Annotated in this window: 11 protein-coding genes and 2 pseudogenes; 1 reads left to right on the top strand and 12 read right to left on the bottom strand. The window is 44.6% G+C overall.

From position 1 onward, the window contains the following. Positions 1 to 22 precede the first annotated feature (22 nt). From glmS to FTU40_RS07950, 9 genes are all read right to left on the bottom strand, one after another. Positions 23 to 1,861, bottom strand: a complete 1,839-nt coding sequence (gene glmS / locus FTU40_RS07910; RefSeq protein ID WP_180040435.1) for a glutamine--fructose-6-phosphate transaminase (isomerizing) — start codon at positions 1,859 to 1,861, stop codon at positions 23 to 25. Positions 1,862 to 1,873: 12 nt separating this feature from the next. Then, positions 1,874 to 3,238, bottom strand: coding sequence for a bifunctional UDP-N-acetylglucosamine diphosphorylase/glucosamine-1-phosphate N-acetyltransferase GlmU (gene glmU, locus FTU40_RS07915; protein WP_180040437.1), 1,365 nt, complete (start codon positions 3,236 to 3,238; stop codon positions 1,874 to 1,876). 20 nt (positions 3,239 to 3,258) lie between these two features. Continuing rightward, the gene (locus tag FTU40_RS07920) at positions 3,259 to 3,780 is read right to left on the bottom strand and encodes a phosphatidylglycerophosphatase A (RefSeq protein WP_100357692.1); all 522 of its coding nucleotides are present in this window, start codon (positions 3,778 to 3,780) and stop codon (positions 3,259 to 3,261) included. Beyond that, on the bottom strand, positions 3,758 to 4,675 hold the full coding sequence (gene thiL, locus FTU40_RS07925) for a thiamine-phosphate kinase (RefSeq protein ID WP_180040439.1): 918 nt from the start codon (positions 4,673 to 4,675) through the stop codon (positions 3,758 to 3,760). Before thiL ends, FTU40_RS07920 begins: the two co-directional genes overlap by 23 nt. Before the next feature lie 18 nt (positions 4,676 to 4,693). Next, entirely contained in the window at positions 4,694 to 5,143 is a 450-nt protein-coding gene (gene nusB / locus FTU40_RS07930; protein ID WP_004728813.1) for a transcription antitermination factor NusB, read from the bottom strand. A gap of 4 nt (positions 5,144 to 5,147) precedes the next feature. Continuing rightward, positions 5,148 to 5,618 carry a 6,7-dimethyl-8-ribityllumazine synthase gene (gene ribE / locus FTU40_RS07935; RefSeq protein WP_044109358.1) on the bottom strand — a complete coding sequence of 157 codons (471 nt, stop codon included), beginning with the start codon at positions 5,616 to 5,618 and terminating at the stop codon, positions 5,148 to 5,150. An 18-nt stretch (positions 5,619 to 5,636) separates the two neighbouring features. Continuing rightward, positions 5,637 to 6,752, bottom strand: coding sequence for a bifunctional 3,4-dihydroxy-2-butanone-4-phosphate synthase/GTP cyclohydrolase II (ribBA, locus tag FTU40_RS07940; RefSeq protein ID WP_004728811.1), 1,116 nt, complete (start codon positions 6,750 to 6,752; stop codon positions 5,637 to 5,639). Positions 6,753 to 7,156: 404 nt separating this feature from the next. After that, positions 7,157 to 8,668, bottom strand: a complete 1,512-nt coding sequence (locus FTU40_RS07945; protein ID WP_005094691.1) for an aldehyde dehydrogenase family protein — start codon at positions 8,666 to 8,668, stop codon at positions 7,157 to 7,159. A gap of 347 nt (positions 8,669 to 9,015) precedes the next feature. After that, positions 9,016 to 9,978: an alpha/beta hydrolase gene (locus FTU40_RS07950; RefSeq protein ID WP_180040441.1), complete on the bottom strand. Its 963-nt coding sequence runs from the start codon at positions 9,976 to 9,978 to the stop codon at positions 9,016 to 9,018. 373 nt (positions 9,979 to 10,351) lie between these two features. On the opposite strand from FTU40_RS07950, the gene FTU40_RS07955 reads away from it, so the two are divergent. Beyond that, entirely contained in the window at positions 10,352 to 12,052 is a 1,701-nt protein-coding gene (locus FTU40_RS07955) for an NAD-dependent malic enzyme (protein ID WP_074383716.1), read from the top strand. A 269-nt stretch (positions 12,053 to 12,321) separates the two neighbouring features. Here the strand turns inward: FTU40_RS07955 and FTU40_RS07960 are convergent, their stop codons facing one another. The 3 genes and pseudogenes from FTU40_RS07960 to FTU40_RS07970 all read right to left on the bottom strand — a co-directional run bounded on the left by FTU40_RS07960 (position 12,322) and on the right by FTU40_RS07970 (position 13,995). Then, positions 12,322 to 12,558 carry a VF530 family DNA-binding protein gene (locus FTU40_RS07960; RefSeq protein ID WP_005173763.1) on the bottom strand — a complete coding sequence of 79 codons (237 nt, stop codon included), beginning with the start codon at positions 12,556 to 12,558 and terminating at the stop codon, positions 12,322 to 12,324. Between the two features lie 115 nt (positions 12,559 to 12,673). Continuing rightward, positions 12,674 to 12,863 (bottom strand): annotated as a pseudogene (locus FTU40_RS07965) (type II toxin-antitoxin system HipA family toxin); the annotation flags it as partial. Between the two features lie 431 nt (positions 12,864 to 13,294). Further along, positions 13,295 to 13,995: pseudogene (locus FTU40_RS07970) on the bottom strand (integrase core domain-containing protein). Positions 13,996 to 14,008: the final 13 nt, after the last annotated feature.

Below are 14,008 nucleotides of genomic sequence, written 5' to 3' on the forward strand. Positions count from 1 at the left end.
CCCAGCCCTGATTCAATTTTAATTATTCTACCGTAACCGATTTTGCCAGATTACGTGGCTGATCGACATCTGTACCACGCAGCACTGCCACATGATAAGACAGTAACTGCACCGGGATGCTATATACAATCGGTGCCAGCACTGCATTGACTGCCGGAATATGTACCACATGCTGACGCTCTTTGGCTTTAATGCCGCTGTTTTCATCGGCAAAGACAAAGAGTTCGCCACCACGTGCCTGAACTTCTTCCATATTGGATTTCAGCTTATCCAGCATGTCATCTTGCGGTGCCAGAATCACCACCGGCATGTCATTGTCGACCAGTGCCAATGGGCCATGTTTTAGCTCACCTGCAGCATAACCTTCAGCATGAATATAGGAAATTTCTTTCAGCTTGAGTGCACCTTCCAGTGCGATCGGGAAGTGCGTACCACGGCCCAGGAACAGGCAATGCTGCTTTTCAACAAATAGCTCAGACAGACCTAAAATTTCATTATCATGACGTAAAGTGTCCAGAATCACTTTAGGCAAATGCCAGAGTTCTGTGCTGATCTTCGTCATCTGTTCTGTAGAAATGCTATTTTTGACCGAACCAATTTTCAATACCAACAGCATTAAAGCAGCAAGCTGGGTGGTAAAGGCTTTGGTAGATGCCACACCAATTTCAGGGCCTGCCAGTGTCAACAGACTATGCTGGGTCTCACGCACCATCGATGATGTAGCGACATTACAGATGGTCATCGTAGTGATGTCCAGCCCTTTGGCCGCCGCACGTTTCTGTGTATCACGTAATGCAGCCAAGGTATCGGCAGTCTCACCGGATTGGGAAATACACACATAGAGTGTGTGATTCACAATGACTGGCGTACGATAACGGAATTCGCTGGCAATCTCGACCTGACACGGCAGATCAATCAGCTGTTCAAACCAGTATTTGGCAATCATGCCGGCATGATAGCTGGTACCACAGGCAATAATCTGGATTTGCTGGATTTTTGCGAAGTCCTGTTCCGCACTGGCAAGAAAGTCTTTGCGCAGGTCATTGCCATTTAAGGCTTGAGAAATGGTCTGTTTGATCGCTTCAGGCTGCTCATAAATTTCTTTGAGCATGTAGTGCTTATATTCACCTTTAGAGGCATTGCTGACCGCAGCATCCAGTTCCTTGACCGGACGATCGACCAGCTGACCATCGACGAAAACTTCAATCGTGCTGCGGGTCAAACGCGCAATATCACCTTCTTCCAGGTAGATAAAACGGTTGGTAATCGGGAGCAGTGCCAGCTGGTCAGAACTGATAAAGTTCTCGCCAATCCCCACACCAATGACGAGTGGAGAACCTTCACGTACGGTAATCAGTTCATCCGGATGATCTGTATGCACAATACCTAGGGCATAAGCACCTTTGAGTTGTGGTACTACCTGGCGCACAGCTTCCATTAAGCTTGGGGTAGATTTCAGGGCGTCATTGATCAGATGTGCAACCACTTCTGTATCGGTCTGTGAAGTAAAGACATAACCCAAAGCTTCAAGATCATCTTTAAGTTCTTGATAGTTCTCAATGATTCCGTTATGGACCACTGCCACATTTTCAGAAATATGCGGATGGGCATTTTCTTCAGTCGGTTTGCCATGGGTTGCCCAGCGTGTATGTGCAATGCCAAGTGAGCCGCTGATCTGTGATTCATTTACGGCCTGTTCAAGGTTCGCGACCTTGCCGACACGACGTTCACGCAGGACCTGGCTATTGTTGATGAGTGCCAAACCTGCTGAATCATAACCCCGGTATTCCAGGCGTTTTAAGCCTTCAATCAAAATATTGGTAATGCTACGTTCTGCAATGCCACCGACGATACCACACATATTTATTCCCCCTTATTTCTTGATTTTTTGCGGACGTGGATAGTTTTCTTTGGCAAATTGCTTAGAACGTTCTACCGCCAAACTGTTGTCTTCCACATCACGAGTAATCGTCGAGCCTGCACCCACTGTAGCACCATTGCCAATTTTCACAGGTGCAACCAATGAACTGTTCGAACCAATGAAAGCCTGATCACCAATGATGGTTTTAAATTTATTCGCACCATCATAATTGCAGGTAATGGTACCTGCACCAATATTAGAACCGGCACCGATTTCAGCATCACCGAGATAGGTGAAGTGGTTGGCTTTAGAGCCTACGCCAATCGTGGTATTTTTCACTTCTACAAAGTTACCGATATGCACCTCGGCAGCAAGCTTCGCACCCGGACGCAGTCGTGCAAAAGGGCCAATCTGGGTATCTTCACCGACGATAGCATTGTCAAAAATGCTATAAGGTTGCACTTTAGTCCCAGCTGCAATTTTGGTATTTTTGATGATACAGCCGGCGCCAATTTCAACATGATCGCCCAGCTCGCAATCACCTTCGATAATCACGTTGATATCAATCTGTACATCTTGACCGACAGTTAAATTACCACGCAAATCAAAACGGCTCGGATCAATCAGATGCACACCTTGCTGCATCAGCTGTTTGGCCTGACATGCCTGAAACTGACGTTCTAATGCTGCCAGTTGCACACGGTCATTTACGCCTTCAACTTCAAAGGCTTGTTCAGGTTCTACCGAAGCAACCTGCATACCATCTGCCAGAGCCATCGCCACAATATCGGTCAGATAGTATTCACCCTGAACATTCTCATTGCTTAAATTTGGCAGCCATTGATGCAACTTTGCATTGCTGACCGCATAAATGCCAGTATTAATTTCTTGGATCTGACGTTGCTCGTTTGTTGCATCTTTATGTTCAACAATGGCCTGAATCTGACCATTTTTACGCACGATGCGACCATAACCATTGGCATCTGGCAAGGTGAGCGTGACCAGACCAATGCCAGTTTCTGCAGTGGCATCGAGTAATTTTTGCAAGGTGAGCGGGTTAATACAGGGTACATCACCAGAAAGAATCAACGATACGCCGTCTTGGGGCAGGACAGGTAAAGTCATTTGTACGGCATGACCGGTACCCAGCTGTTCGCTCTGTTCAACCCATTTAATTTTTTGCGCTGTAAAAGCAGCTTGAACCTGCTCGCCACCGTGCCCGTAAATGGTAATAATATTATCTGCGTTTAATTTTTTTGCTGTGTCAATGACATGACCCAGTAAAGGACGTCCTGCAAGCGGTTGTAATACTTTCGGTAAGCTTGAACGCATGCGCGTGCCTTTACCTGCAGCAAGAATAATAACAGTCGTTGACATGTTCTAATCCTAAATATGGCTTATGCCACGGTGAAGTAAAAATAAATCAAAATACAAAGAGCCGCCCACAGGCCAGCAATGATGTCATCCAGCATGATGCCAAAACCGCCGTCGACCTGACGGTCAATGACCCGAATCGGCCACGGTTTCCAGATATCAAATAATCTGAATAGCGCAAAACCGACCAGCAGCCAGAGAAAGTTCATCTGGCCGAGATAGATCAGGGGTAAAAATGTGATGGATTGTCCGGCGAATTCATCCCAGACAATACGGCCATCATCATGAACGCCCATGACCTTGGCAGTATGCCCGCAGATATATATGCCAATCAGGGACATGATGGCAATGGCAAAAAGACTGTTTAGAAAATCAAGATGCAGCCAAATCGGGATAAATAACAGTGCAAAAGCCGAACCAAAGGTCCCCGGTGCTTTAGGCACCAGTCCTGAGCCGAAGCCAACGCCACTAAATACAATCAGTCGGTCGGTCCATGACATGGCTTTAAAATTGATCGCAGGTTTATGCAAAATGTTGATACCCATTAAATTGAAGCAAATGATCTACGCCATCTTTTTCAAAAGTTAAGCCGTGCTGCTGCTGAATTGTGCCGACTATACTAATCGAAACATCAAGTTGTTTTTGCAATAATTTTTCGTAATTTTGCGGGCTTATTGTAAAACATAATTCATAATCGTCGCCACCGGCCAGTGCATACTGCCATTTTTGTGCCTCGCTTAAGGCCTGCAGGGCAGGACTGATCGGTAAGTGTTCCAGTTGTAGCTTGGCACCGACTTGCGAGGCTTTGAGAATATGTCCAAGATCTTGGGCCAAACCATCCGAGACATCAATCATGCTATGTGCCAGACCTTTTAAGGAGGCACCGAGCTGACAACGTGGCGTCGGATAGTCCAGACGTTTCTGTAGCGGATGACCTAAATGATTTAAGGCAAAAGCAGCATCGCCGACAGTTCCACTGACACAGATCAGATCACCTGGTTTTGCACCTGAGCGTGGCACCGCTTGGCCAATATCGACCCAGCCTAAGGCTGTCACAGATAAAGTGAGATGCGGACTTTGGGTGGTATCACCCCCGATTAAACTCACGCCAAATTGATCGCAGCAATCGTATAAACCCTGACTAAAGCCTTTGAGCCAGTCATGATCAATTTGGGGTAGGCTCAATGCCAGAAGAATACTATGCGGTTTTGCACCCATCGCGGCAATATCGGAAAGATTAACAGCAACCGATTTCCAGCCAATGGCATGCGGATTTGTATCGAGAGGGAAGTGTCGTCCAGCAACCAGTGTATCGGCACAGATGACCAGTTGTTGCTGAGGCGGAGGGGTGAGCAAGGCTGAATCGTCACCGACGCCTAAATCGACAGAATGCGTATTCTTGCGATTGAAATAGGTGTCGATAATCGAAAATTCAGCCATACAACAATTCGACTTTAATTAGTTGGCTTGTTGCTTTTCTGCTGCACGTAGAGTTGTCGCTAAACGATCCAATACACCGTTGATGTATTTGTGGCTGTCGGCACCGCCAAAATGTTTAGCCAACTCGATCGCTTCGTCTAGAACCACGCGATATGGAATCTCAAGATGTTCTTTGAGTTCATACGCGCCTAGACGCAAGGTTGCGAGTTCAACACCATCCAGTGCTGAAAGTTCACGATCGAGTACCGGAATTAAGAGCGCATCCAATGCTTCATGATTGGCAACCACTTGAGTCAACAATTCATGATAATAGCTCAGATCCACTTTATGCATGGCATTTTCCACACGCGTACGTGCTTCAATCTCATGCACCGGATTGTGGCTCATTTGCCATTCATAAATTCCTTGTACAGCAAAGCGACGTGCTTTACGTTTTGCTGCATAAGTTGCTTGAAGTGTTTGCGACATAGCGTTAAATAGCCTTTAACAAGTTAACCATTTCAATCGCAGTCAGGGCAGCTTCGCTACCTTTATTGCCTGCTTTTGTTCCAGAGCGTTCAATCGCTTGTTCAATACTGTCCGTAGTGAGTACACCGTTAATGACAGGTAAGCCAGTGTCCAGGCCAACCACGCCTAAACCTTTGGCACATTCGCCTGCAACGAAATCGAAGTGAGGCGTGCTACCACGAATCACGGCGCCAAGCGCGATGATGGCATCGAAACGATCTGAAGTTGCCAGTTTTTTCGCAACTACAGGAAGTTCCCAGGCACCAGGGGCATGAACAACAGTGATATTATCCTCTGATACACCATGACGTTTCAATGTATCAATGGCACCTTCTAACAGATGTTCAACCACAAAGCTGTTAAAACGACCAACTAAAATCGCATAACGGTCTTCGTTCGCGAGATGTAACATACCTTCAATACGGCGAACTGCCATAGCAACCTCGATGATTTCTTAAGATGTTTGTTGTGCGGTGATGTATTCCACCACTTCTAAGTTAAAGCCTGATAGTGCATTGAAGCGCAATGGAGAGCTGAGCAGCTTCATTTTTTCAACGCCTAGATCACGCAAAATTTGTGCACCGACACCAATGGTCTGATACTGCTGAGACAGTGCAGAATTTGATTTTACATTTTTTGGTGTATTTAAGGTATCTAAAGCTGGACCCAAATCCTGTAAATGACGTTGCCCAATCCAGACCAGTACACCACGATCACTATTGGAAATTTCTTTTAATGCACGGTCTAAATTCCAGGCCGGTTCGCCGTCCTGTTTTTTCAGTTTGAGCAAATCACGGGTCGGATTAAAACCATGTACACGAACGGTGGTCACGCCTTGTTTAGGCTCGCCTTTGACCAGGGCCAAATGAATATCCGGGTTGCCCAGTTCACGATAACGATATAAATCAAATGTGCCGTATTCAGTGTCGAGTTTTTGATGATCGAGACGCTCAACAGTTTGCTCATTGGTCATGCGGTAATGAATCAGGTCGGCAATGGTGCCAATTTTCAAACCATGCTTTTCAGCAAAAACTTCAAGATCCGGACGGCGCGCCATCGTGCCATCTTCATTGATGATTTCACAAATCACCGAAGCCGGTTCCAGTCCTGCTAAACGAGAAAGATCACAACCTGCCTCGGTATGCCCGGCACGGTGCAATACGCCACCCGGCTGCGCCATCAGCGGGAAGATGTGTCCTGGCTGTACAATATCTGCCGGTTTGGCATGAGCAGCCACCGCAGTTTGAATCGTGTGCGCACGTTCAGCCGGTGAGATCCCGGTAGAAATACCTTTGGCTGCTTCAATTGACAGGGTAAAATTGGTTCCATGCTGGGCACCGTTTGCATCGACCATCAAAGGCAGATTCAACTGCTGGCAACGCTCTTTGCTTAAAGTCAGGCAGACCAGACCACGTGCATGGGTGATCATGAAGTTGATGTCTTCAGGACGTACGTGCGTGGCAGCAATCACTAAGTCGCCTTCATTTTCACGATCTTCATCATCCATCAGGATGACCATTTTTCCTGCACGGATATCTGCTACAAGCTCTTCAACAGTATTGAGCGGCATCAACCTTCACCTTCTTTTTTGATCTTGATCAGACCGAATCATGACATTATTGGGTACATAGTCTAACGCTTTTTAAGCAATTTTGCCTATGCTTATTAGTTTCCCTATAGTGGTTCAATGTTATACACAGTCTTGGGAATCATGAAAAGCCGACTTTAAATGAAAGCCAGGGCTTTATGCAGGTTTTTTGAACAGTTAAAATGCATAAAAAATGAAAAACTTAGGCGAAGTCCTTCTAAGTTAAAGTATTAATTTGTTTTTTATACAGTTTTATTCCTGTTTTTGTGATTTCCAGGCTTTTATTTTGCTGGTCAAGGATCAAGAGCAGAAAAATTTACCAGATATTAAAAAACTTGAATAAAACAAAAAAGCGAACTGCAGTTCGCTTTTGAGAAAATTCATACTTAGAAGAAACCAGCCGGTTTGGTTGAATAACTCACCAGCAGGTTTTTGGTCTGTTGATAATGATCCAGCATCATTCTGTGATTCTCACGGCCAATCCCTGATTTTTTATAGCCACCGAAAGCCGCATGTGCAGGATAAATATGATAACAGTTGGTCCAGACCCGACCCGCTTGAATCGCGCGTCCTGCACGGTAAGAGGTGTGTGCTGAACGTGACCACACACCTGCTCCTAAACCATAAATGGTGTCATTGGCGATTTTAATGGCATCATCAAAGTCCTTAAATGTCGCCACCGCCAGTACCGGCCCGAAGATTTCATCCTGAAAGGTTTTCATGTCATTGGTGCCTTTGAAAATGGTCGGTTCAATATAAAAACCTTGTCCCACTTCCTGACGTGCTTCACCACCGGTCAGAATTTGCGCACCCTCTTCGCGGCCAGTGGCAATACAGCCCAGAATCTTGTCCTGCTGTTCCTGTGAGGCTTGCGCACCAATCATGGTGTCGGTGTCGAGCGGATGACCGGTTTTAATGCGTTGCACCCGTTCTACCGCACGCGCCAGAAACTCATCGGCAATACTTTCCTGCACCAAGGCACGAGAAGGACAGGTACAGATTTCACCCTGATTCAGGGCAAACATGGCAAAGCCTTCCAGTGCCTTGTCCAGATAATCGTCTTCCTGATCCATAATGTCGGCAAAGAACAGGTTCGGTGACTTTCCGCCAAGTTCCAGTGTTACCGGAATAATATTCTCGGTGGCGTATTGCATGATTTGCTGACCGACTGCGGTTGAACCGGTAAAGGCAATCTTGGCAATGCGCGGATTGGTCGCGAGTGGACGACCGACTTCGATACCATAACCATTGACAATATTCAGTACACCCGGCGGCAAAATGTCCTGAATCAGTTCAGCTAAAACTAAAATGCTGACCGGGGTTTGTTCCGCAGGTTTCAGCACGATACAGTTGCCTGCTGCCAAGGCAGGTGCGAGTTTCCAGGCCGCCATCAGGATCGGGAAGTTCCACGGAATGATCTGACCCACCACACCCAATGGTTCATGGAAATGGTAGGCAATGGTATCTTCATCAATCTCGGAAATGCCGCCTTCCTGAGCGCGGATACAGCCGGCAAAATAACGGAAATGATCAATACATAGCGGAATATCGGCCGCTAAGGTTTCACGGATCGGCTTGCCGTTGTCCCAGGTTTCTGCCACCGCCAGCAGTTCCAGATTTTGTTCCAGACGATCTGCAATTTTTAGCAGGATATTGGAACGGGTGGTGGCTGAGGATGTATTCCACTGTGCTTTGGCCTTGTGCGCTGCATCTAGGGCCAATTCGATGTCTTCTACAGAAGAGCGCGGCACTTTGGTAAAGACTTTGCCATCTACCGGAGAGATATTGTCAAAGTATTCGCCTTTAACTGGAGCGACCCATTCGCCGCCAATGAAGTTGTCGTATTGGGCTTTAAATTGAATTTTTGCACCGTCAGTATTGGGGTCTGCATAACGCATAATCTATTCCTTTATATGATTGTTATTGGTACACGCTGACCCTATTTTCTCAATTGAAAATGCTACAGTTTCAGCAGTCAGCTCTACTATAAAGAGGGAAAAAGACAGGTGGTGCTTTGATTACACGCTTGCTACAAAAGACAACATTTGGAATATGAAGTATAGGAATTAAATTTTATATTTAATCGAAGCTTATCCTAAGAAATAAGCATTTAACTGGCGCTTAAAAAATCGAAGGATTCATGTATTTCTGATGGTTGCGGATTACATTCAGGAGGGCTATTTTATTCAATCAAAACACTTAACAGAAAACAGGAGCCTAAAATCATCTTTCCTGTTTGCCGGCATTATAATCCTTTGCTGTTGAGCCATTGAAACAGCTGCTGGTAGACCTGTTCACGTACAGATTTGTCTGAAAGCACCAGATCGTGTAAACCATTCTGAATGCTTTGAACCGTGACATCAGCTTTAATTTTTTTGGCATATTTCTGAATGTCTTTAACTCCCAAAATCACATCACTAGTTTGCGCTGCCTTGCCCCATTTTTTGGGATATAAAGTCTGATGCGAATGCATGACCAGAACCGGAATATCGAGTTCGATGCCGCGATGAATTTCTTTTTGTGCTTCATAGATGGCACGAATAAAACTGATCCGTACCCTTGGATAGCGGGTCTTTTTCCAGTCCAGACTGAAGTCCCATTCACCTTTTAAATCCTTGTGCAGACTGGCGGCATACCATTTATTTAACTCACTCGGAAATTTAAGGTCGGGAAAGATTTTTGCCAGTCTGCTGAGCTGTGGAATACCCAGCGCACGTTTGATCGGATTCATATTAAAGTCATAAAATGGACTATTCACCCACAGCGCTTGAATTAATGGATGATCGGGATGGTGGGCTGCGTACAATGTGGTGATGAGGCCGCCGGTAGAATGACCACAGAGCAGGGCAGCATCATGGCCCTCGCTTGCGATAATATCCAGTGCCTGGCTAATTTCTGCATCATATTCAGACAGCTCATGCACATTATAATAGTTCTGATGCGGCAGAATCGAACGGCCATATTTTCTTAAATCCAGCGCATAAAAATCAAAACCCTGCTGATTAAAGCGTTCCGCCATTTCAGTCTGGAAAAAATAATCAATAAATCCATGAATATATAAAACCGCTTTAGGAGTAGGCTGCGCTGCTTTTTTACGTATCAGGGTTGCTACAACTTTGCCCTCATAGTCATCTGGAAAGCTCAAGGTGGCTTGCTCATAGCCGATGCCTAAAATATCAGCTTGATAAAGGGGCTGGAATTCACTCATTTTTATACTCATTTATATTATTGAATTTATCCTTTATCCTTTATCCTTGATGAGCTTTAACTTTTTGTCAAATCAATCTTCTGCCTTAGCAGTATGAAAAAGATCAACACTATTTAAATAGGCCATAACCCATTTTAAATCAGTGAGATTTTAAAATAGAACAAGCATTTTTGATGGATAAAAGAAATTTATTACAAAATTAACCAAAATCTCTCCTATCACGCTACGTTATCAGATTATAAAATCCTGCTAAAAGCATTATCAATTTACTAAATACCCCAAAAGGCTAAAATCAGGATAGGCTATATAAAATAACGATAGTGATGTCATTGTTTTCGGCGAAGTGCCGAGGATTGATTAGAAGAGTTAAATAATGCCCAGAGAAAATTTGAACAGTAAACGCCCTTTATATATTCCGTATGCTGGAAACACCTTATTAGAACTCCCGTTACTCAATAAAGGTTCTGCATTTACTGAAGAAGAGCGTAGAAGCTTTAATTTGCATGGTTTGATTCCTCATGTGACCGAGACCATTGAGGAACAGAGTCAGCGCTCTTATCAGCAATATTGTGCTTTTAATAGTGATATCAACAAGCATATTTATTTGCGTAATATCCAGGATACCAATGAAACCCTGTTTTATCACCTGATTGAAAATCACCTTAGCGAGATGATGCCGATTATTTACACCCCGACTGTGGGGGAGGCATGTCAGCGCTTTTCTGATATTTATCGCCGTCATCGCGGAATCTTTATTTCCTATCCGGATCGCGATCAGATCGAACAGATTATTCACAATATTAATAAAAAGAACGTGAAAGTGATTGTGATTACCGATGGCGAACGCATTTTGGGTTTAGGCGATCAGGGGATTGGCGGAATGGGGATTCCGATTGGTAAATTGGCACTCTATACTGCCTGTGGGGGAATCAGCCCGGCGTATACCTTGCCGATCACTCTCGATGTCGGCACCAATAATCAGCAATTGCTGAATGATCCAATTTATATGGGCTGGCGTGAACCGCGGATCAGCGGCGATGAATACTATGCTTTTGTCGAAATGGTAATTCAGGCCATTCAGCAGCGCTGGCCGGATGCATTGATTCAGTTTGAAGACTTTGCGCAGAAAAATGCCATGCCTTTGCTGGAAAAATACCGTGATCGCATTTGCTGTTTTAATGATGATATTCAGGGAACCGCTGCGGTTTCGGTCGGAAGTTTAATTGCCGCTTCACGTGCAGCAGGTAAGCAGTTGAAAGATCAGGTGGTGGCATTTCTGGGGGCTGGTTCAGCTGGTTGCGGGATTGCGGAACAGATCATTAAACAAATGATTGCGGAAGGCTTGAGCGATAGCGAAGCACGTGCACGAATCTTTATGGTCGACCGCTTTGGTCTGATCACTGAAAATCAGCCGAATTTACTAAATTTTCAGCGTAAATTGGCACAGCCTGCTGAACATGTAGAAAGCTGGGCAGATGCTGAAGCCATGATTTCATTAACAGATGTCGTGAAGCATGCTAAGCCAACAGTACTGATTGGGGTTTCGGGGCAACCGGGATTATTCACACAGGAAGTGGTTGAAGCTATGGCTGAGAATAGCGTGCAGCCAATTATTTTCCCTTTATCCAATCCGACTTCACAGGTAGAAGCAGTACCGGCAGATATTTTGCAATGGACTAAGGGTAGAGCGCTGATTGCCACAGGTAGCCCCTTTGCACCGGTGAATTATCAGGAAAAAATCCATCATATTTCACAGTGCAATAATTCTTATATTTTCCCCGGAATTGGGTTGGGGGTGATTGCTTCGGGTGCGAAGCGTGTTACAGATAATATGCTGATGGCTTCTAGTAATGCTCTGGCGGATTGTTCGCCTAAGTTGCAAGACCCACAAGCGGATTTATTGCCAAGTCTCGATCATTTGCAGTCTATTTCAAAGCAGATTGCGTTGAAAGTCGCCCTTGCAGCAATTGAGGATGGGGTGGCGCCTAAAGTAAGTATTGAGGACTTGCAATTAGCGATTGAGCATAATTTCTGGACACCGCAATATCGTGATTATCAGCGGGTCACTTTCTAATTTTAAATGAAGACAAGCTCTGACTAAGCACTCGTTTTGGGCTGGTCAGCGTTTATTGGTTAAAATAGACAATGCATAAAAAAAGCCTTGATCTTTCGATCAGGGCTTTTTTGAATCTGGAGCGGGAAAGGAGACTCGAGCTCTCTGATTCCAATCTCGATAAAGTCGCTGAGATTTATTTTATTAAATAATATTAATTTTAAATATATGATTTAATGTAAAATATTTTACTGACTGGTATAATTTGATGATGAGAGAGGGGCCTGGGTCTACGGTTTCTGTTTTGCCTTTTGGCGTAAGACGTACAAATATAAGCTTTCTACTTTTTCACGTGCCCATGGTGTGGTACGCAAGAATCGCAATGATGATTTAACACTTGGGTCTATGCAAAAACATCTAATTTCAATTTTACGACTTAAACCTTCAAAGCCACCGTAGTAATCCAATAATTCATCCAAAATGTCAGCAAGTTTTTTGCCGTGTAAAGGGTCATTGGGGGTGTTCATAATAGATCAATCGTATTTTGGGTGACCATTATTATAACCTGAGCTAATTGGAAAACTAGAGCGTTTGAATGTAGGTAATGATGGACTGAATAACCATCAAAATTCTGGAGCACGCCCAGCAATCGGGTGAGGCATCATATATATGACTTGGTAATCCCATGTGCTGTGTAGGAAAGTTTTTTCTTAATGGGTCACCTTCTTAATGGGAGTAGGTACGAGGAGCGTTCTAAACCTTTACGGATCGCTTCAGCACTGTATTCAAAGGCAATTAATGGTCGACCTGTGATTGCTGTTGAGGAGACCAGTGTACCCCAAAGCCAATATTCACCCCATCAATTATAGTAAGCATTAAGTTTTTTGAGCGTGGATTTATTTCCAGATAAAGTCGTTCTTTACGAAGCCTCTCACATAAAACGCAACAACTTCTTCAGGTTTTTCTGAATCTTAAATCCATAATATTGGGTCTTATGTTTAGATATGGCTATTAAGCCACAAAATAATGGAGTTATAAAATGTGTCGGTTGATCGGTGCAAAGGTGCTTTATTGGATGATTAGATCCTATTAGATTAAAGAAGTCTAATTAGACATTTACAATCTAATGGAATCTAATACAATCTATAGCAATAAAGAATCATTGCTGAGTAATTAAAATGAGTAGCATCTCCAATGACCCTTGGCATTTTCCACGTACAGAACTAGCTAAACAAATTTTAGGCATGTTTGAGACTGGACTAGCTAGGTGTTTAGTCCCGGCATTTGATGGATCGGATCAATCTTAAAAAGTTCAGGTTCATCTGTCCACTGTTTGCAGATGAATTCGTAGGGAGTCAGGCCCCTGAGTGTTTTGAGTCTGCGACCGAAGTTGTATGCAGCAATAAAATCAGCAAGGTGAATGCATAGCTGAGTGTGATCGTCGTAATGGAACCGTTTGACAGTAGCTTCTTTAATCGTTCGGTTCATCCGCTCGACCTGTCCATTGGTCCATGGATGCTTGACCTTGGTAAGACGATGTTCAATGCCACATTCAGTACAAATCCGATCAAAGATGTGCTCAGAGGCGTAGCGATCACAGGTGCGGTTCGTGAACTGGATGCCGTTATCTGTTAGCACCGTATGGATTCTATAGGGCACAGCCTTAACCAGATTGTGCAGGAACTCCGCGGCTGCAATGCATAAAGGCAATCGTCTAGCGGCAACAAAGTGCGTTTTCGAAAAGCAACAATTGCCGCCTCATCTTCAGGCGATAACACGCTTGAGCGAGGATTCTTTGGCCCGGTTGTAAGATCATCTACTGAAGTACGTTTCTTCCATTTTACGACGGTCTTTTGATTGATGCCGTAACGCTTGGCTAGCGTTCTTAAGCTCTCTTGACTATTTTGTATTGCTCGACGCACTGCCTGTGTCGTTGTGGCGCTGCTGTGTAGAACTTGTCCCATAGTGCTTCCTTCC

The sequence above is a fragment of the Acinetobacter sp. YH12100 genome (assembly GCF_013419135.1).
Classification (GTDB): Bacteria; Pseudomonadota; Gammaproteobacteria; order Pseudomonadales; family Moraxellaceae; genus Acinetobacter; species Acinetobacter pseudolwoffii.